Raw genomic sequence first — 19,498 nt, 5'->3', positions numbered from 1 at the left:
TTACTTTGCCGCTGCGCGTAGCTGGGCGAACTTGGCGGCGAGGGCAATAGCTTGGGCGGATTGTTGGGTTCGCAGGGGTGGGTTGTAAACGACTTTGCCCTCGAGTGGTTTCTCCACGGATCCCTGCCCGGTGTTGTTGACACTGATTCGTGGCTTGGCTGCCTTTTGAGCGTCGACGTGGGATTTGGATGAGGCTACTGCTGACCCGACCTTGGCGCCCATTTTGACGCCTGCGACGACGGCGCCACCACCGGGGATAAAGCTTGCTGCCAAGGATGCCACCTGCAGTCCCTGGAAAACCTTCTTGGAGCGTTCGGCATTCTTTGCATTCTTTGCATTCTTTGCAGCGGGTGAGGCTGAGGGTCCCAGGCTGGGCATCGGTGTTTTAGGGCTGGCCGGGCTGGGGGTACCTGGTGGGTTTCCTGGTCCTAGGTTCGGCTTTCCTGGTGTGTCAGGACCCGCGGTGAGGGCCTTAGCTGATGCCCCAGCTTTGACTGCTGGCCCTACCCTGTTCGTGCCTTGCGGCCGTGCTGGCCTCACAGTCTCACCAAGGTCAACCAAGTTATCGACGGGCGGGGCGGCTGTGGGCTGCACCTTGGCCGTGACCGGGGACTTCTTATTGCGGAGGGCATCGCTGATGAAGGGGGTAACCATGGGCGCGACCGCTTTGGTGAATTCCGTGACGGGCCGGCTGGGCTCTTTGCGGGTGCCGCTTTTCCCGATCTTGTTGAGGAGATCTCCGAGGGTTTCACCGGACTTTTTGGCTTTGTGGCGCATGATGAACAAGATGACGAGTCCTGCAAACAACGTCATGTTGATGATCGACATCTGGAGAGTCATTCCCAGTGCAGCGGTCCCTTGGAGTACGAGGACTGTCAGCCTCAGATAGCCGGCCAGGAAGATCATTGCGAAGACCATGAGGAAAACTGAACTGGCGATTCCCGCGAGTCCGTACCAGAAGCCCGTCCGTGCGATGTAGGGCAGGATCCCCAGCAGGGTCTGGATCATGAGCTTGAAAGCGTTCCAGATGGCGCTGAGGACTGTATAGATAAATATGCAGCTGAGAATAATCATGAAGATGAACAGCACCAAGGAGCCTGAGCTGATCGTGGAGGTGGACAAGATCTGGTTAAAGTTGGGGTTCTGGACGTAGTCTTTGGCGTCCTTGTCGCAATCCCCAACACTGTCTCTGACACTGTTGCCACCGTTGAAGGGGTTCTTCTTCTTCATTTCGGTGTCGAATTTCTCGGCGCATTTGGCGTCCAGCGTCTTGCCGAAGGCAATCATTTGAGTGGGCTGTCGAACGAACATATCGACCAGGCTGGCACTGACGCTGTCGGTGAGGACCGTTTTGGCGTCAAACTTGCTCCCATCCTGGGGCTGCTGATCTGCCGGAACTGTAATGCTGATGGCGAGTTTTCCGCCCCATTCTTGGGCCTGGGTGATTGCTCCTGTGGGCCCGGTGAGGGTGGTTACTGGGTTGGCAAGCACCCCGGTGGCCAGTATCGCCAGGACAACGGCGAGAGTGAATTCAATGAGTGCTGAGGATGTTTGTCCCTTGAGCATGGCAATGCCTGTCACGAAGGCTGTGATCAGGAGGGCGAAGGGGATCCACTTGATCTCTGTCATTAGTGATTGCAGTGAGTCGGCCATGGTTCCGAGGGGAGTTGCCAGGATGGCAACCCATTCAAAGGAGAGGATGTACGTGATGATGGACAGCACCAAGGTGATGTAGAAGATGTGCCCGGCCCAGATCAGATCTATTGGGTAAGAGATGAGGGTCTTTTCGTAAGTCCAAATGTCCCCACGGTCAAGCGGAAGTTCAACGTACTGGTAGATGGGGACTCCTTGGGAGTCCTTCAGACCTGCAAGTGCCAATCCGGGCCCAGTGATCTCGCTGGGTGCACTGGCATAGGCTGCCTGGGCTCCCATAATTTCCACCAGGACAATGAAGGCCAGCGCAGCCGAGATCCGGGAGATCTTGGGGTGGCGGTAGATCCAGAAGCGAATCACGTCCCAGAGCACAAAAGCAGCATTTATGGTTGCTATCCACGGATGGTTCAGGAATAGCTCCACGCGGTTGGGCAGCTGGCGGGTTATTGGAGGATGAATGGTCTTCATACTTTTTGCATCTCCCTGGCCTTGGGCGGAGTGGTGAGGACGGCTTTGCGTCGAGCCGGGTTCCGGGGTGCCATGATCTGGGCCTTCCCGAAGCGGTTGACTGAGTCCCTGACCAGGCATTCGCCTCGACGGTGCGGAGGGACCTCGCCACCTTCCCCGATGGGGGAAAGGTGCTTCATCACCGTTTCCACCCAACGTTCTTCCTTCAGGCCCAACCAGGCCAGGTTGTTCTTGGCGATGGTTTCGTCACGGCACCTGAACACAAACCGCAGCGGGATGAGCCCGCGGAGGACTTCACCGCCGAAGTCATGCTTGGCATCGTGGGATCCGAGAGCAATGGCTGCCTTGTGCTTTCGACCATCACGGATGAGGGAGATGATTTCGTTCTCGCCTTCTGGCGATGTGGTCATGTGGTAGCACTCGTCCACCAGGAACAGTGCCATCTGGCTGGAGTCTTCAAAGCAACGGAATTTTCCGATGGCGGCCAGAAGGGCGTAGATGGCCCGGCCCACAATCTTTTCAACGCTCAGTTCACTTTTGAGTGATTCATTCATGAGCTCGTCACGTGTGGGCTGTTCCAGGCCATCGGTGAGAATCGCTGTCGCTTGGGCAGTCATGGGCAATGGCGGCAAGGAGGAGTCGAAAAGAACGTCACTGAATTCAGTCCCTGTGACAACTCGGATCCTGTCAGAGAGGGTCTGGGCCATGGTGGCGCGGTTGCCGGCGAGGCCGGCGCCGGAGTCCAGGAGCTCGACCAACGCGTTCAGGCTCGTTACTTCTTCTCGCTCTTTCAGGATCCTTGCCAGCAAGGCTCCTTCATCTGAGTTCGATTTGATCCCCAGCAGGACAGACAGCAGTGACTGGGCCAGGCGACCACCAACTTGGCGCCCGAAGATCCGCAGGGGATCCAGGGAGTAGTCAGGGTGCACCACATCGAGGATGACCGTCCGGGACGGGATCAGGGATTTGGCAAAGTTGGCGTACTCGCGGTTGGGGGTCCTGTCGATGATGAAGAGGATCCCGCCCCGGTCCACAACGTGGCCGGCTGCAGTTTTCAGAAAAACGGACTTACCACCGCCCGGCTCCCCCGCGGCCGCAAATGATCCGGAGATGTCATTTTCCATGTTGCCGGCAGGGTTCATCAGCATGGGGGAACGTCGGCCAGCTGAAATATTGTCGGCAATGCGGAAGCCTTCTTCATCGCCAAGGTCATTCGAAGTCAGGGGTATCCCGAAGGCAAACTCACGGCCGGTAGTGATCTGGGCAAGTTCACGAACCAGGCGAGATGTTGGAACACCTGGTTGCATGGCCCACCAGAGTTCTTCCTGCCCTCCAAGCGGTGCATCAAAGGTAAATTCCCTGCGTGCATAGTCATCAGCGATGTACTTGGCCTTCGCCTTGGCTTCCTCAGGAGTTGGCGCGCCCACGGCGATGATGGTTGTTGCCTGAACTTCGACCTCTGAATCAGTCCGATTAAGGGAGGCGTCGTACTCGATGATGGACCGCGCAACATCATCGAGATCGTTGGATCCACCAATTAGGGAATTGGAGATCCCTTGCTGCCCGTACTGTTCCTCTAGGGCATTCTCAGCCTTCTTGTTCCGCTGCCGAACCTTCGCCGCAGGGGTGGTGCTGAGGCGAATGGCGAAGTCAGCATCAACGGGAAGATCATCAAGTCTGGAGATGAACTCCACCCCAGGAAACACAAACCCTCCCTTTGGTGTTCCAGTCATAGCCATCAGCGTTTGGTATGACTGCGTTTCATCGCTGGCATTCAGGTGGGTGACCTTGAGATAGCGGCGCTTGAAGGGAATGTACTTTGCTACTTTTGTATCCACCAGGTCACTCTGACCCCCTTCATCCAAATGAGGCTCAGCCAGCTCTGCACCTGAGGAAATGATGTGAGTACCACTGGGCGCATCCAGTCGGTCACGAGCAACGGTCGCAGCCGTGGGCACCGACAAATCCATACCAAGTCCACGCTGCTGCATGTGCTGATTCACCCAGACCATCTGCGCCGCCCCTGCGGGGGAAGGATGAAAGTCTGAAGGAATAGCCTCCTGCACTTCACGCGCTGCCTGCAGCGCGTGCGCAATCTCGGTCTGCGTAGCAAACCTCTTGGGAAGCGCGAGCTGCTCCCTCACACCAGCGTCAGCTGAATGAACAAAGGACTTGGCCCTGTCGAGCGGGCTCAACGGCCGAAGTGGAACCGAAAGAAAGTACGCGCGCTCGCCTACAGGAATCGTTTGCAGCTCTTCGAAAGTTAGCTCTACTTCGGTGAGATATTCCTGGCTCTCTGCCATGTTGACGCCGGACATCATGCGTTCAACCACAACGGCAGGATCAAAATCGGCGCACAAGCCTAGAAGCAGGGATTCACCGATCATTGCTTGATAGAGGGCTTGGTGGTGGGCCTTGGCCAGAATCTTCTTCTCCAAGTTGTCGAAGCCGTAGGCCAATCCCTTGAGGCGCCATGTTGCCCACACGACCCCGGACCGGGTGAACATCAAGTTCGCTGCCATGGAAGTTGCTGGGATACGCATGAATAGTTCCTTGAGTCGAGGTAGATCAGTGGGATTTGGTCTGAGCCAGCAGTCGCTGGACTGCGGATCCAGTGGTAAGTTCAAGTCGAACTGGAGCTTTGGGTGGCTCCACCTCAGCGACAATCACGGCCACCTCTGCTGGAACGGAATCAAATCTTGGTGCGCTGGGGGCGGATTGGCCTCTAACAAAGGCACGGTGAGGGGGGCTGATCTTGAGTGATTGCCCCTTGTATTTACCGGTCAATGGTGCGAGGGCAGCTGACCCGGCGTCCATGGCGACGATGAGCATGTTTCGTTTTGTCGATGGCAGTTTCCCGCTGAGCCAGGCGACGCCCCAGACGATGAGCAAACCAAGGGCCAAATCCAAGAGGTCGATCCCGGTTGACCAGAGTGGGTTGGTCCACATCAGGACAAACATGGTCACAGCCCCAAAGATGCCTTGGGTCAGGGTGTATGGTCCTCCCGGGATAGGAGTTCCATCGTGAAATCGGCCCAACATCTTTTTGAAACGTCGGATTTGTGTGTAGAACCGCCCAACTTCTGGGGCCCGCTCATCCATGGATTACAGCTCCCAGGTATGGGCGGTGTCGGTCACCTGAATTACTGATGAGGCGGCATCATCAACTTGGCTCTTCAGCCCGTCCTTGATCGTGTTGTATCCACCCAGCACCAGCCAGAGGAAAACTCCTGCCGCCAGTGCAGCCCCGATCATCGCTGAGATGGCAAACCTGGACTTGATGACCTTGTAGATGAGGAACCCGACCACCACGCCAATTGCGCTCTTGACCAGGGTCTCTGTGACCGTGTCGATCAGGGAGTTGGCGGTATCGGTGATGGCCGCAGCAGAGATAATGCCATGGACTTCAGTTACGTTTTGGAGCACTTCGGTGATCATTGTTTAGTTTCCTTTGGTTGGGTCAACGGTCGAGACCGGTGATTTTTTGGCTTCTGCTTCTGCAGGGGTCAAATCGAGGGATGAGATTTCCCATCGCTCTGCTCGTGCGATCAGGGTGAGGGAGTATGTGGAAGTCAGCTTTTGGCCGGTGGTGCTTGTCAGCTGAACTTTCGCCAAGACTTTGAGCTCGGCCGCATCACTGGGGGTTCCTCGACTGGCGACGTTTGCCTGCAGCGACTGCACCTTCACAGCCGTAAAAGGTGCCGGCACGATAGGAGCCAACGACGAGCTGGGGCTGAGGTATCTATTCATGTCCCCCTGGCCCGCCACGTAGGCAGCCAAAAATGAAGTGACTGCCTGGGCGGCCGCATCAGTAGGAACCACAGCCTCCGTGTAAACGAGAGCGGCACCCTGCTCAGACTTTGCAGGGGCGGCGATGGGTGCCGGCAACCCCACAACACCCATGGAATCTTGGCCGGTATTGATCGTGACCAGGAAATACCGCCGAGGCCACACCGCCTGCTTCTTCTCCCCTTCCTCCTGGACATTCCCGGCGATGACAACACTGACCAAGTCAGACCCTTCCACCGGGGTAATCGAGGCAACAGCCAGGTCCTTGTAAATGGTGGGAGCTGAGGACAGATCCGCGCTTGAATTCATAACGACGTAATTCTGCAGACTTGTGAAATCCTCCGTACTGGCCGCCATCCAGGCCCCCACAAAACCCATAGCGAAAGCACCCGTTGACTCGGTTGCAGCACTAAGAGGTTGCGATCCGTTTCCTTCTGCAGCAACGGCCACGGTAGGCGGTTTCAAAAACGCCAAAACTGAGAGAATCACGCACAGGACAACAGCCAAATAGAAGGCGCCAACAATGAGGTTTGCCGTAGCTTGGCTGCCGGCCGTATAACTGCTGGTCCTTACCCCAGTGTGTTCAATGACCGGCTCGAACTCAGCGGGCACCACTGGATCTTTTCTGAAACTGAGTTTCACGGCTGCACATCCTCTCCACGAGGATGGCAAACCCGCTTCACCGCATCAGAAGCATCTTCAAACTCCGCAGACGTCAAAAGCCCAATCATCTGACTGCGATTGCCTTGGTCATACGGATTCTCAAGAAGGTCAGCCGCAGCCGCCATGAGCTTGTCATCGGCACCAACGATCTTCACCGAGTCATCAAGAAAACGGCTCCACTCCCTGTCATTTTCAGGAGTGGAGTAGCCATCTGCTTCGTTCTCTTTTCTGCTCATCGGTGTGCTTCCTTCTGCTAAGGCGAGGTTGGAGGGACTCTCTTTGCAGATGTAGGCACCAAAAAACAGGTTCAACCAACAAAATTCTTTACATTTCTTTTGACCGAATTCAGAACCACCCACCCCCCTCTGACCTGCACCTTTATAAATTCATCCAGAGCACCACACCCTCCGCTTCCAGACCAAGGAACCAAGCACCCAAAACCCATCCAGAAGTTCATCAAGAGCACCTGAGGAACGTAGCGAGTAAGAGTTCACTGCGATTTTCCTCAAGGAGCCACCATGGCCACGTCACTAAACACAGCCACACCCCAACGCAAGACCGAAGGAATGGTCGGCGCCCTCAACCGCCAGTGGGAGATTGAACTCGCTGACACCCTTCACAGCTTCGGAGACTGGATCACCATGACCGGCACAGAAGCCCTCTACTTCCTCCAAAGCGCCCCCACCCCAGTCCGAGACTCACGCTTCCACTTCATGCTCCGCTGCGCGCTCGCAGGAGATCTCACCGCTGAACGGGTACTCCTTCAGGCCTTCCTTCCCAAGGCAGTGCGTTTTGCGCACACCTGTAGGGGCTTGCTGGCCATGGCCGCCGAGGATGCCCTGTGCTCAGCAGTCGCTGCAATGTGGGAATCGATTCGCACATACAAATTGGCTTGCACTAAGTCGGTTACTGGGAACTTGGTGATGCGGGCCCTGCGAATCATCACCACGGAATACCCGGCTCAGGATCGTGAGGTGCTGGTTGAGGTATCTCCGGAAATCATCGACGAGTCTGGCGAATGGGAAAGCCATCACGGTGTTGGCGTCAGGAAGGCCGGCACCTTCAGTTTTCACCCCATTGAATTTGATTCAGGTGTTGACAAGGTCATGGCGATTCTTGCCTGGGCCTCTGAGTGTGGGGCCCTCACCCCCCGTGAGGTGAAGATCTTGGGCACCTACTCAACACTCAGCATTGCCGAATGCAAGGACTGGGCAGAGCGGGAGGGACGAAGCTACCAGTCCCTCTGCAACCAGGTCTCCAATTTGCGTTCAAAACTGGCTAGGGCCATCAAGCGAACCTCACTCAACAGGGGTTCTTGGTGATTCCCGACCACAGCCAGTTGACCGTCTGCTATCCGTCTGCTGAGCACAAGAGGCGATTCTTCATGGCAACCAAAGAACGAGTCTCAGAGCTTCTCCCTAAAGATTCTGTCTGGGCGAGTTGTGCACATTTCAACAGCTATCTGGCGCTCAACTACAGGTATATGTACAGGAATTTTTTTAACTACATGGCGACCCCCTTGCATCCCTTGCGGCATAAGGGATGCAAGGGGGTGCCCTGTCACAAGATGCACGTGCCGACCCGTCACAAGATGCACGTGGACAACAATTCGGTGGGCATTCTCCCCACAGCTGGACCGTCACAAGATGCACGTGCTCTGACCTGCAGAAACACTCATTTGGCCACTCACATTCTGCGTGAATATTCACCACAAATCTGCCCGTCACAAGATGCACGTGGACAACTTTGCTCATCCACAGAATCGACTCCCCCAATCAACCTGCCGGCCGTGGCCGCCCGTCTCTTCGGATGAAATGCTCATGACACAGACACTGAACACAATTGCAGGGCAATCTAGCCTTCTAACTGACCGCCAACTACTACTCCTTGACACTGCAGTAGACCTTGAGCTGGGAGAAGGAATTGCTGACCCTTTGAACTATGCGGCCCGGTTATGGGCTCAACTTTCATTGCCCTACCGGGATCCTGGAGATGCTCCTGAGTGGGTCCGTCGCAATGGGTCAATCACACTGAGAATTTCGCCAGGGATGATCACTGCCCAGGACGGGTCTCGCAAGCGGGCGTACCCCTATGGAGTGATTCCTCGGTATCTCATGACATGGATGACCACAGAAGCGGTGCGTACCAGGTCACGCACCCTTCATTTGGGTGACTCTCTGTCCCAGTTCCTTGGCAAGTTGGGGATGAACGCCTCTGGGGCCAGCGGTCGAAGGATGATGGATCAGCTGCGGCGGCTAACTGTCTCCACCATGAATATTGAAGATCTTCGCAATGAAAACGAACGCTGGTCCGTCTCAGGATCCAACTTCAATGTCACCAGCAAGTATGACCTTTGGTTCAGCCGGGACGATTTCCAGGGTCAACAACCTCTCCTGGGATCAACCATCACCTTGTCTGAAGACTTCTATCAATCAGTCGTTGAGGCACCGGTCCCGCTGCGGCCAGAGGTACTCCGCGCTTTGGCCGGCTCCCCCATGCGACTAGACATGTACACCTGGCTGGTCTACCGATTGTTTAGTCTTCGGCGGCCATCAACTGTCAGCTGGAATCAACTGGCTAACCAATTTGGTAGTGATTATTCAGTGCAGCGTCAGTTCAAGGCAGCTTTTGAAAAGAACCTCCGAGAGGTGAGGATCATGTATCCACAAGCAAACCTGGCTGTGATGAACTCCGGTCTCCGGTTGATGCCTTCGGCCCAGCACATCCAGTCCAAGCTGAACCCCTAGGGCATCTGAAATGAAAAAAGTATGAGCCCCGTCGAGACAATCGACGGGGCTCATACTTTTCTTCTTAGTGGTTCCTCCGTTTGGGAGGGGTGGCCTCAAAGTACATCTCATAGGCCATCGTCACCAAGGCGCTGCGTGATGGAGCCCCCACAGTCTTCTCCTTGGCTGTCAGCCAGTCATCCTGCGCCTTATCCAGGCGAAGTTGGATCTGGGTGCCACTCTTGGCTGAATCAGTGGTTCTGCGGCGCCTCGGCATCCCTCCAGCCAACCCGGTGGAGGAAGCCTGCGGAGAGATCTTCTCAATCAACTCTTTATCTGAAATGGCATCAAAGGCATCAATCAGCATGTCCGTGTAGGTGCTCATCTCCCCCCTGGTTCTGGCTTTCAGTACCTTCAACAGATCATGGGGCAGGTATACACCTTTGCTCTTGATGCCAGATACTGCTGCCTCCGACGACACAGGCCCCTTACCTTCAATCACCGGGGGTTGGGTTGGCTGCAACGGCTGAGAAGTGGTCTCAGGAACCTGATGTGCAGGTGACTTGACCCCGCGAGGAGGAAGGAGCCCGGCGAGCTTCTTACCCCGCTGGGTGCCCTCGGGCTCTCCCTTGGTGGCAGTTGGTGCGAAAACCGACGAGAGATCCTCATGTTTGATGCTCATGCTTACTGCACTCCCTTAATTTCGCTCAACCGCGTGAGGATTTCTCCAGTGAGTTCCTCGAATTCTGCAGCCACAGCGCTTGCATTGGAGGTAAACATGCCGCGTGCGGGCTTCTCCCCCGCCTTCAGCGCAGCCAGAGTCACAGCCTTCTCGCCTTTGGCTGCTCCTTCGAGCTCGTAGAACAACAGGCCTCGATCTCTCGCGTCCGCAGCGGCACTTTCCAGGTTTCTAATCCTCGTGACGAAAACCGGGGCCGCTTCTCCAAGCATTCCTTCCAGTTTCTCCCGAACGCTACGTTCCAAGCGGAGGGACCTTGACCCAACAGCAAAGAGCAAGACGCCAGCGACCTGAAGAACAGGGTTGCGTGGTCGAACAGCTTGGAAACGTCTGCCCATACGCTCAACACCGTTCACACTGCCATCATCGGATTTCGTTGGAATAATGACGGCCGTTGATACGCACAAGGCACCTTCAACAATCACCTTGTCGCCGGGCGGAGTGTCCATGAGGATCAAGTCGTAGTCGTCAACGATGGGGGCGAGCATCTTATAAAGCATGTCTCCAAAGTCTGAGGAGTCATCTCGTCCTGCCCGGACCGCCATGATCGCAGCGATGTCTTCGAGTGCCGGTCCTCCTGCAATAACGTCCAGATTCTTTCGCACATCCTTCAGGATGGGTGGAGTCGCTCCGGTAATAAGGGCAGCCAGGAGTTCCTCACCGGTCTGCTTGTCATATCCCAGGTCGCTCTTCATATCTCCCTGGTGATCCAAGTCGATTACAAGAACCCTGTATCCGGCAAGTGCTGCCGTGCCTGCGATGTTTGCCGTGGCGGTGGTCTTACCCACTCCCCCCTTCCCATTGGCCATAGCGACCACCCTGTCAAGGGCTTGGGAAACGTGCTGGGTCTCTTCCATCGGCTTAAAGAATGAACTGGTCATGCTATCTCCTGCGGTAGTGAGTTCTGACAATCTCACTACAAATTCTACCCCACCTACCCCGTTAGGTCACGTCCTATATCATTCTTGATTTACGGTACAGATGCACACTTTACGCCAAGTACGATATGACGCCTCAGGTTAGGCATTATCAAACACGGTACATATGGCAACACTTCAAACGTTATGTACCGCATGTTATCCAACAAGATTTATGGCCTTATATCCATCGGTAATTCTAAAGGTAACTACCCTGAGTCTGTCTCTTCAGGGCTAACGGGTAGGTCGTTTAGGACCTCGTGAAGGTCCTAAACGACCTTTGAAGTCTTCAGGACCTCCCGCAGCTTGGCGATTCCTGCTCGCAGGTTGATCTTGTGTTCAGGCGCATTGCGGGCTTCCAAGGCTTCCTTGGCCGCCTGAGTCGATTTCATGGCCTCCCGAGCCTTGCTCTGGGGGTTGAACGTCTCCCAGGCGTTATCCAGAGATGCCGCGGTAAGGAGGAAGCTCAGGTATGCCAAGGGGTTAGAGATCTTATGAGGGGTTGTCCACCCGCGCTGTGCAGTAAAGGCGTTCAAAGCATTGGACAGCGATGAGGGAGTCCATGTGGCCGGGTTGAGGCCGGAATTAGTCAAGACATCACAGAGTCTTCCAATGTGACCAAAGCCGGTGAGCCAGAACAGCTGGCGTTCAAGCCCAGCGGCAAGTTTTTGTGTTGAGAGATCTCGGGGGAGTGGCCTTGGCGTGTTTTTTGTTGGTTTTTCTTCATTGATCCGCGAAGCGGCTGAAACGCGTGAGCGTTTTTGGTTAGTACCTCTTAAGGAGGATTTATTCATAGTAGAACCACTACGTGGTAGGTGGTCGGTAGCGGTCTGCACTGCCCATTCGCGGGTCATGGTCAGGCTACGGGTGGAAGCTTTCTTTGTGTAGCCAAATCCGGTCTCCTTCAAGACTTGCTGGCGCTCCTCCTGGGTCAGGTAGCGACCGCGGTCAACGGTCGTCATCAGGCCTAGACATTCGGCCACTTGGCGGGATCTTTTGACCAGGGCAGGCGACGTTGCGGCTTTCTTTGCGCATGTTGAATGGGAGGTCCGGACATTACGCCCGGTTATATGGTCGGCGGTTAGTGCATCGACGCGCATTACCTTCATGAAGGCCTTATGGCTCAGGCCTCCGAGGCGCTTGCGTGCCTTCACGCCTTCAGGGAGCAATGCTGCCAGGCTGCAGCTTAGAAGCCATCGAGATCGTGTTGACCAGGTCGGGACTTCTCCAGCCAATAGGACAACAGTGAGGTGTTTTATGGTGCATGTTGGTTCATGAGCTGGCACTTTTTGAGGGCATAGGGGTACCATAAAAGGGACCTTCCAGATTGAAGGACAAGGGAAAGCCCCAGAGATGGAGCTATCTGAAAGGTTGGGTCCAGCCGGCAAGCATTCGCCCAACCATACTTTTCTAAGCAGCCCCGCTCGTTAGAGCGGGGCTCTTTGTTTTAAATTGCTCGCTTGATGGGCAATTCCTCCTGGTACGTGGACCACCATGTTGGGAACCCGGCACCACTTAGTTGGCTGTTTTTGATGAGCAACTCAACCAGAACTGCCTCAGAAGCGGGCTTTTCTGGAGATCCGTAGGCATGCTGTAGTCGCCTCAGCTTGGCTTTCGTCGTAGCGGGGATTGTTACGGCTAAGCCCTCATATCCGCTAGCTTCACCGCGGTTGCGGCGCCTAAGCGAAACGTCGCTGGTTTCTGGGGAGTTCTTGATAATTTCTTCAAGGACAAGGCCCAGGGACAGATTAGTTACGTTCGCAATGGTGTCTAGCTTGGCCTTAACCGAAGGCTCAAGGGTGGCGAAAAGAGAGACGTTGCCCATAGCTGCGCCGCGCTGGCGGCGTCCACGGATTGTTGTCATAAATCGACTCTAACCCTAGCGCTAGTGTTAAGCGGCATATTTCCGGGTTTTGTTGGGCGTGTCGTAACGCTAGCACTAGCCCTACGCCATCAGATTTCATGTCCTTGGCCAAGCTGTCACACTTAACGAGCAGAAACTATGGGGGACAAGTGATTGTGGAACTATTTTTGTGGCTGCCAGCGAGATCCGATACCTACCCCCAATGAAGAAAAAAGTGGGGGAGGAGTCAATCTGTGGTTAGAGCGGATTTCAAAGCGCCGAGTAGGTTCTCAATGAGTTCTACGTGTGCCCTGTACAGGACACGCTTGCCTGCCCTGCGCTCAAGGGGGATGTCTGCGGTGATCGCACCAAGTTCCTCGAGCGCCAGGATGGCCTTGACCACCGTGGCCCTCGTTAGGCCCACGCCTTTGGTGATAGAGCCCATCTGGGAAGGGCCCTCATCGAGGAGGAATTTTAGAATCCCCACACGTGTAGGTGTGCCAAAAACTGCGATGGCCGTCTCTACCTGCACGCCTAGATTGGCATTGATCACTTTAACCACGCTTCCATCATGCCGTAGGACGGAAGATCTACGGCTACTGTATACTTCATTTATCTAGTTGACTTTAAGATTACCTCAACGCCTTGTTGGGGGACCCGAACCCAAGGAGGAGCTCACGTGAGCACCATCAGTACGCGTGAGTCACGCAAAACAAGCCGGTCTGCAGCCGATGGGCAAGAAAGCCGGCCCAAAGAGCTAAAGGGTTTCCAAATGCCCTCCCAACTGGCTAGAAAGAAGCCGGCGCTCATCGCCCTGTGCATAGCCTTGGCGATGGTTGGGGGGCTCCTTACCTATTTCGGAATGTCGGGAAACGGGCAGGTGAGTGTGTTGGTGGTGAAGACAGACCTGGCGCGTGGGGCCGTCATTGGCTCTGGCGACCTAACGACTATTGATGTCGTCCAGAAATCGGCGGGAGAGGCCGTTCCTGCGGACAGATCATCAACCGTGATCGGGCAGAAGGCTTTGGTGGACCTTCCTGAAGGGTCCTTGGTGACCTCTAAGAACGTAGGAGAGAGCCTGGGCGTAAAAACCGGCACCTCCGTTGTTGGCGTTGGATTGGCAAGTTCACAGGCCCCTTCCAGGCCACTGCAGGCCGGGGACCGTGTTCGCATCATCAGGACCCCCACCCAAGGTGCAACAGCAGATCTCAACACGCCTCCCATCTCCGGAGTAGTTGACTCGACCTCCTTGGATGACGTCAAAGGGTTGATCATTGTCGATGTCGTTGTCTCCACTGATGACGCCCCCAAAGTTGTGGCGTGGTCAGCATCGGGAAACGCAGGCTTGATCCTGGATCCTCTGACTGAGGAAGGTAAATAGCATGGCAGCCATATTTCTTTGCAGCGGCGCAGGATCGCCGGGGATCACCTCAACGGCAGTAGGCCTGGCAGACGTTTGGCCGCGGCCGGTCATGGTGGTCGAAGCCGACACTTCAAAACCCAGCAGTGTGATTCCCGGATTCATGCAGGGCCAACTGGACAACAGCCGCGGTCTCCTGCCCTTGGCAGTTCAGGCACAGAGGCAGGGACTCTCCAGCGACATTCTGTGGGAGCAACTGGTGCCTTTGGTCCAAGATCTTGGACGCGATGGCGACCAACGAGGGAAATACCTACTCTCGGGAATTTCCAACACTGGCGCTGGCAAGGGCATGACTGGATTCTGGTCGGATCTGGCCATCGTTCTTTCCCAACAGGGAGATAGCGGTGTTGATGTCATTGTTGATGCCGGCCGGTATGTGCCAGGGGACCCTCGCACACCGCTGATGCAGATGTCAGACAGCGTCATGGTTCTGACTCGTCCTGTACTACCTGACCTCGGCGCCCTCATCGGACAACTTGATGAACTCAAAGAAAATCTGGCGAGGGTTGGCCACGGAGAGCATTTGGGTCTTGTGCTTATGGAAGCAGTGACAGGGAACTACTCAGGCCGGGATATTGAGCGGCAGTTGGGCGTCCCTGTATTGGGCAAGATGCCCTGGGATCCCAGCACGGCTGCTGTCTATTCACTCGGTGTTCCCAAGGCCAAGAATTTCAAACGCACAGGACTATCCTCAGCGCTCACCGCTCTGGCGGCCTCTGTCGACTCGCAAATTCTAGATAGAACTAAACGGCTTGGTAGCCGCCCGGTACCCAAGGAAGAGGTCAAGCAAGCATGAGCACCACAGATGATGAATACACCTCAAACGTTGACCTTTCGAGCTTGCCATTCTTCCGCCAGACCCCAGCAATCGAGGAATCGTCGGCTAGGCCCAAGGGGACTTTCGCTATTCCTGCAGGCGCGACTGCTCACCTGGCAGGGGGCGACTCAATGTCTGGAGCCTTGAGGATTTCCGACGACGACATCAACCAGCTGGTGGCTGACATTGAAACAGCGGCCGAGACTCAGAACCTGCCTGTAGTGGGAGACGAACCTTTTTGGGCCGCTACTGCCATGCTTCGCAGCAAGGCAGTAGATCGCCAGGTCAATTCACTGGATGGCCGTCACGGCCTTTCCGACGAGGACAAGGAGGAGATGGGGCGCCAGCACATTATCGATGTCGTCAATGAGCATGTTGATGAGCAACTGCGTTCTGCCGGCCAGAGGGAAATCTGGTCCTCGGAGTACCGTGGCCAAGTCGTCAAGGCCGTTTTTGACCAGATGTTTAGGCTGGGGCGCTATCAGGCCTTGATCGAGGACCCCGATGTTGAGAACATACACATCCATGGGTTTGACCAAGTGTTTGCCGAATACAGCGATGGATCGATGGTTCGCAAACCAGCAATCGCATCTTCCGATGAGCAACTGATGGAAGATTTGCAGTTCTTTGCCAACCGCAACGGGGAAGAGGCCAGATCATTCTCCTCAGCTCACCCGGATCTTGACATGGACCTGCTTGGATATGTGCGTCTCGCCGCCATTGCCCGACCAATTGCAGAGCGCCCCTCGGCGGTGTTGCGTATCCACCGATACATCAACATCAGCCTTGAGCAGCTCACCAAGTTTGGGACATTGACTGCAGATCAAGCGCACTTTCTCGAAATAGGCGTCAAGGCACGGAAAACCTTCGTCATTTGTGGCGAGGGAGGCGACGGGAAGACCACCCTGATGCGTGCGATGGCAGGAAAAATCGGCCCAATGGAGCAGATCGTCACCATCGAAAAGGAGCGTGAGCTCCACCTCAAGAAGCTGCATGGTCGCGTAGTCCCTCCCTTCTCGCTGCAGTATCGACCAGGTACAGGGGAACGCGATGCACAGGGCAACTCACCTGGTGAGTACACCTTGGAACAGTGCATGGAAAAAGCACTTCGGTTGAACTCTCAACGCATCATGGTGGGAGAAGTTCGTGGTCCAGAAATTGTCTCCATGATCCATGCAATGCAAACCGGGGCCGGCACCATGAGCACCACACACGCTGACGGTCCCGATGACTGCATTGACCGTCTGGCAGGACTGGGCATTGAGCGTTACGGAAAGTCATACATGGTTGAGCAGCTCGGCCGCCACATTGATTTCGTTGTCCAGATGGGCAAAATCATTGATCATAACGGTGCGACCCAAAGGAAAGTCACCCACATCAGTGAAGTGATGGCAGCGGAAGGTGAACGCGGCGTAACCACCCAAGACATATTCCTGCTTTCACCCGGCGAGAACCAGGCGCGTTTCATCCGCTTGCCCACCCGAGAAAGACTCCTCCACGATCTGCAGCGAGCTGGACTGGATCACGGCCGTTTCCAGGGAGGTGTCCAGTGAATTCAGCCCTGCTCGCCTCCTTGGGTGTGGTCATCGTCTTGGCCGGAATCTTCGCCGCGTTGATCTCGCTCATCCCGTCTGAGCAAGATGAAGCCAAGGCGCCAGGACGCATCCAGAATCTTGTCCAGCGCTTTAGGGCAGGCCTCTCCAGACGGACCCAGCTACTTCTCTTGGCGGGGGTCATCGCAGGCGTGATGTTCTGGTTCTTCACGGGATGGATCATCTTCGTCGTGGCCATTCCACTTGCGCTTCTTGGGCTACCAACCATCTTCTCGGACCACGGAGAAAAACGTCAGACTGAACGACTGGCGGCCATTGAGACTTGGACGCGGGGGCTTTCCGGATTGATCGTGACAGGGGCACCCCTTGAGCGTGCAATCACAGCCTCCCTCAGCAATGCTCAACCTGCCATCTTCCCGGAAGTCTCCCGTCTGGTCGCCAGGTTGGAAGGCCGCTGGCCAACTGCTGACGCGCTCCAGGAATTTGCAAACGACCTCAATGACCCCACCGGAGATTTGGTTGTCATGAACTTGCTGCTTGCAGCAAAACAGCGGGGCCAGGGTCTGGTTAACGCACTCAATGACCTGTCTCAGACAGTCTTTGAGGAGGTCCGGGTACGTCGAGAAGTAACCACAGATCGAAGTAAACCAAGAGGAAATGCAAGGGTTGTCACTGGTCTGACCGTTTTTCTCCTTCTGGCAATCCCGCTCATGAGCACCTTCTCAGAACCATATAAAACCCCCATCGGGCAGATAATTTTTGCCGGCTGGCTGGGGATCATTGCCTTGCTCCTGGTGGCGATGAAGCAGATGGTTGCTCCCCGTCATGTACCCCGAATGCTTGTGAACAGTGGAAGGAGAAACTGATGGCTCTATTCATTGGCGGATCACTACTCGGCCTCGCGCTTGCCTTGGTGGTAGCTCAGGCTCTCCCCTCGAAGCCCAAGCTGGGGCCGGCACTTGCCCGGATTGGAGCTACAGGGACAACGAACTCTGCAGAAAGCCGAACACTTGAGGCTCGAGTTGGAGGTTGGGTCATCCAGCGTCTGCCGTCCATGCGTGGATTCGCTATTCCTGAGCGTGATCTTGCGCTGGTTGGTATCACCACAAACAAATTCATCTTCAACAAATCGGCAGCCGCAGCAGCGGGTTTCGTCTTCGTGATTCTGTTCGGACTGATGGCACAGGCTGTCAACCTCGTCCCCTTCGCAGTACCCGCTTTCCTGGCACTTATTGCGGCAGCATTAGGCTGGTTTCTTCCTGACCTGTTTCTCCGAGATAAGGCCGTTGCTGCACGAAAAGAGTTTGTTCGCAACGTGGCCGTCTACCTTGAGCTTGTGGCCGCCGAACGGCGTCGCGGGGCGCCACCCGCAATTGCTCTTGAAGTGGCCGCATCGATTGGCAAATCCTGGGCTTTCATCAGGATTAACCAGGAACTGACCCGCGCGCGCTATGACCACACCCAACCGTGGGACGCCCTTCTAACGCTGTCCAAAGACATAGCTGTCCCTGAACTCGGAGAGGCGGCAAAGATTGTTCGACTCTCAGGGGATGAAGGCGCATCGGTCTATGAGGCATTGCGCTCGGCAGGTCAGGGCATGCGTATCAAGATGCTCAACGAGGAGCACACCCTGGCAAGCCAAGCCACCGCCAAGGTGTCCATGTTGACCACGGTCCTGGCTTTGGTCTTCGGTGGGGTGCTTCTAACCCCCCTGCTGTTGAACCTGATCTAATGGCTGGCCTCAGTTTTCGACACCTACCTTTTGCATAAAGGGAAGTGCTCCATGAAATATTCAAATAGGCCAATATTTCCCAACCAATCACAACAACCAAAGGAAGCAATCATGACAACCCTGACCAAACTCTTCTTGGTGGTGCAAGCCCACATCCTCGGATTCCGCACCTCAATGGAATCCAAGCTCAACCAACTCCGCGTCCGCGCCGAGGTTGGGGACGGCGCGGCAGGGTGGGTTCTGATCCTCATTGGAGTCATCGCAATCTGTGCCCTGGTCATCATCGCAGTCACGGCCTTCGTGAACTCCAAGCTGGCACAACTCAAGTAGAGGATCCATTGAAGAAAATGGCAAAAACAGGAAAGCAGGACAATGAGCGCGGCAATGCGCCCGTTGAGTTTGTGCTGATCTTCCCCGTTCTGCTCGTCATGTTCTTCGGGATCATTCAAGGGGCGATGTGGTACCAGGGGCAGAACATCGCACATGCCGCGGCCTCGGCCGCTTATAACAACTCGCGTGCCAGCAATGGAACTGTGGGAAGTGGCGTGACTGCTGGAAACCAGGTCATCAATCAGCACCAGGGAAGCTTGAATGGGGTGTCAATATCCGTGGACAGGCATGCAAATGTAGTGAGTGTGACAGTCACTGGTCACGCTTCAACATTCATCCCGGGTTGGAATGGCCCGATCATTACTCAGACGGTGTCGGGTCCTACCGAAAGATGGGTCAACCGATGAAGCTCTGGGGATTGTTCAAACTTAAAAGCGAGTCTGGGAGCTCCTCGGTGTCGTTTGCCATCATTGCCCCAGCGATTTTGTTGGTCGTTGGCTTCCTGTTTTTTGCTGGGCGGGTCTCAATTGCCGGCAATGTGGTGGAGAGCGCTGCAGTCGCAGCAGCTCGGGATGCGTCACTGGCAAGGACGCAAACCGGTGCAGTAGCAAACGCCGAAGGTGCCGCACGTCGTGTCTTAGCTGAACAAGGAATTAGTTGTTCCACGTTGACGATCAATATTGATACATCGGGATTTCGGGCTCCTCTTGGACAACTCGGAACGGTGAGGGCCACGGTTACCTGCGTTGCAAACCTTAGCGACATTGGCATTCCAGGGATCCCTGGGGAGAAATCATTGACTAGCTCGGCCATCTCCCCGGTCGATTCGTACAGGCAAAGGTGAGGGG

20 protein-coding genes are annotated in these 19,498 nt (G+C 55.5%); 10 read left to right on the top strand and 10 right to left on the bottom strand.

All coding sequences use genetic code 11. The annotated features are described in order from the left end of the window. From CVS27_RS15600 to CVS27_RS15575, 5 genes are all read right to left on the bottom strand, one after another. Positions 1-2,121 carry a YML083C domain-containing protein gene (locus CVS27_RS15600; RefSeq protein WP_103466768.1) on the bottom strand — a complete coding sequence of 707 codons (2,121 nt, stop codon included), beginning with the start codon at positions 2,119-2,121 and terminating at the stop codon, positions 1-3. Beyond that, positions 2,118-4,664, bottom strand: coding sequence for an ATP-binding protein (locus tag CVS27_RS15595; protein WP_103466767.1), 2,547 nt, complete (start codon positions 4,662-4,664; stop codon positions 2,118-2,120). Before CVS27_RS15595 ends, CVS27_RS15600 begins: the two co-directional genes overlap by 4 nt. Before the next feature lie 562 nt (positions 4,665-5,226). Then, the gene (locus CVS27_RS15585; RefSeq protein WP_103466765.1) at positions 5,227-5,559 is read right to left on the bottom strand and encodes a hypothetical protein; all 333 of its coding nucleotides are present in this window, start codon (positions 5,557-5,559) and stop codon (positions 5,227-5,229) included. A gap of 3 nt (positions 5,560-5,562) precedes the next feature. Beyond that, on the bottom strand, positions 5,563-6,288 hold the full coding sequence (locus tag CVS27_RS15580; protein ID WP_279325126.1) for a conjugal transfer protein: 726 nt from the start codon (positions 6,286-6,288) through the stop codon (positions 5,563-5,565). A 260-nt stretch (positions 6,289-6,548) separates the two neighbouring features. Further along, on the bottom strand, positions 6,549-6,932 hold the full coding sequence (locus CVS27_RS15575) for a hypothetical protein (protein WP_133162955.1): 384 nt from the start codon (positions 6,930-6,932) through the stop codon (positions 6,549-6,551). 159 nt (positions 6,933-7,091) lie between these two features. On the opposite strand from CVS27_RS15575, the gene CVS27_RS15570 reads away from it, so the two are divergent. Then, positions 7,092-7,895 carry a hypothetical protein gene (locus CVS27_RS15570; protein ID WP_103466762.1) on the top strand — a complete coding sequence of 268 codons (804 nt, stop codon included), beginning with the start codon at positions 7,092-7,094 and terminating at the stop codon, positions 7,893-7,895. A gap of 408 nt (positions 7,896-8,303) precedes the next feature. Then, positions 8,304-9,320 carry a replication protein RepA gene (locus CVS27_RS20865; RefSeq protein WP_103466761.1) on the top strand — a complete coding sequence of 339 codons (1,017 nt, stop codon included), beginning with the start codon at positions 8,304-8,306 and terminating at the stop codon, positions 9,318-9,320. A gap of 64 nt (positions 9,321-9,384) precedes the next feature. Here the strand turns inward: CVS27_RS20865 and CVS27_RS15560 are convergent, their stop codons facing one another. The 5 genes from CVS27_RS15560 to CVS27_RS15540 form a co-directional block, all read right to left on the bottom strand. Beyond that, positions 9,385-9,981 carry a hypothetical protein gene (locus CVS27_RS15560; protein ID WP_103466760.1) on the bottom strand — a complete coding sequence of 199 codons (597 nt, stop codon included), beginning with the start codon at positions 9,979-9,981 and terminating at the stop codon, positions 9,385-9,387. 2 nt (positions 9,982-9,983) lie between these two features. After that, positions 9,984-10,919: a ParA family protein gene (locus CVS27_RS15555; protein WP_103466759.1), complete on the bottom strand. Its 936-nt coding sequence runs from the start codon at positions 10,917-10,919 to the stop codon at positions 9,984-9,986. A 305-nt stretch (positions 10,920-11,224) separates the two neighbouring features. Continuing rightward, positions 11,225-12,064, bottom strand: coding sequence for a hypothetical protein (locus tag CVS27_RS20570; protein WP_133162953.1), 840 nt, complete (start codon positions 12,062-12,064; stop codon positions 11,225-11,227). 338 nt (positions 12,065-12,402) lie between these two features. Then, on the bottom strand, positions 12,403-12,819 hold the full coding sequence (locus tag CVS27_RS15545) for a hypothetical protein (RefSeq protein WP_133162952.1): 417 nt from the start codon (positions 12,817-12,819) through the stop codon (positions 12,403-12,405). 226 nt (positions 12,820-13,045) lie between these two features. Then, positions 13,046-13,360: an ArsR/SmtB family transcription factor gene (locus CVS27_RS15540; protein WP_103466756.1), complete on the bottom strand. Its 315-nt coding sequence runs from the start codon at positions 13,358-13,360 to the stop codon at positions 13,046-13,048. 210 nt (positions 13,361-13,570) lie between these two features. Here CVS27_RS15540 and CVS27_RS15535 point away from each other — a divergent pair, with 210 nt between their 5' ends. From CVS27_RS15535 to CVS27_RS21315, 8 genes are all read left to right on the top strand, one after another. Next, positions 13,571-14,179, top strand: a complete 609-nt coding sequence (locus CVS27_RS15535; RefSeq protein WP_103466755.1) for an SAF domain-containing protein — start codon at positions 13,571-13,573, stop codon at positions 14,177-14,179. A 1-nt stretch (position 14,180) separates the two neighbouring features. Beyond that, entirely contained in the window at positions 14,181-15,014 is an 834-nt protein-coding gene (locus tag CVS27_RS15530; protein WP_103466754.1) for a P-loop NTPase family protein, read from the top strand. Continuing rightward, positions 15,011-16,588: a TadA family conjugal transfer-associated ATPase gene (locus CVS27_RS15525; RefSeq protein ID WP_103466753.1), complete on the top strand. Its 1,578-nt coding sequence runs from the start codon at positions 15,011-15,013 to the stop codon at positions 16,586-16,588. The genes CVS27_RS15530 and CVS27_RS15525 overlap by 4 nt, the downstream gene beginning before the upstream one ends. 38 nt (positions 16,589-16,626) lie before the next feature. Beyond that, a complete protein-coding gene (locus CVS27_RS15520) occupies positions 16,627-17,454 on the top strand; it encodes a type II secretion system F family protein (RefSeq protein WP_133162951.1) in 828 nt (275 codons plus the stop codon). Continuing rightward, complete coding sequence (locus CVS27_RS15515) at positions 17,454-18,320, top strand: TadC protein (protein ID WP_103466751.1); 867 nt, start codon at positions 17,454-17,456, stop codon at positions 18,318-18,320. The genes CVS27_RS15520 and CVS27_RS15515 overlap by 1 nt, the downstream gene beginning before the upstream one ends. Positions 18,321-18,431: 111 nt before the next feature. Continuing rightward, a complete protein-coding gene (locus CVS27_RS15510) occupies positions 18,432-18,650 on the top strand; it encodes a hypothetical protein (RefSeq protein WP_103466750.1) in 219 nt (72 codons plus the stop codon). Positions 18,651-18,667: 17 nt separating this feature from the next. Beyond that, positions 18,668-19,057, top strand: a complete 390-nt coding sequence (locus CVS27_RS15505) for a TadE family protein (RefSeq protein ID WP_103466749.1) — start codon at positions 18,668-18,670, stop codon at positions 19,055-19,057. Next, the gene (locus CVS27_RS21315) at positions 19,042-19,494 is read left to right on the top strand and encodes a TadE/TadG family type IV pilus assembly protein (RefSeq protein ID WP_306418507.1); all 453 of its coding nucleotides are present in this window, start codon (positions 19,042-19,044) and stop codon (positions 19,492-19,494) included. The genes CVS27_RS15505 and CVS27_RS21315 overlap by 16 nt, the downstream gene beginning before the upstream one ends. Positions 19,495-19,498 lie beyond the last annotated feature (4 nt).

Origin of the sequence: Arthrobacter glacialis (assembly GCF_002909445.1) — a bacterium.
In the GTDB taxonomy this organism is placed as follows: domain Bacteria; phylum Actinomycetota; class Actinomycetes; order Actinomycetales; family Micrococcaceae; genus Specibacter; species Specibacter glacialis.
This window is presented reverse-complemented; position numbering and strand designations above follow the sequence as displayed.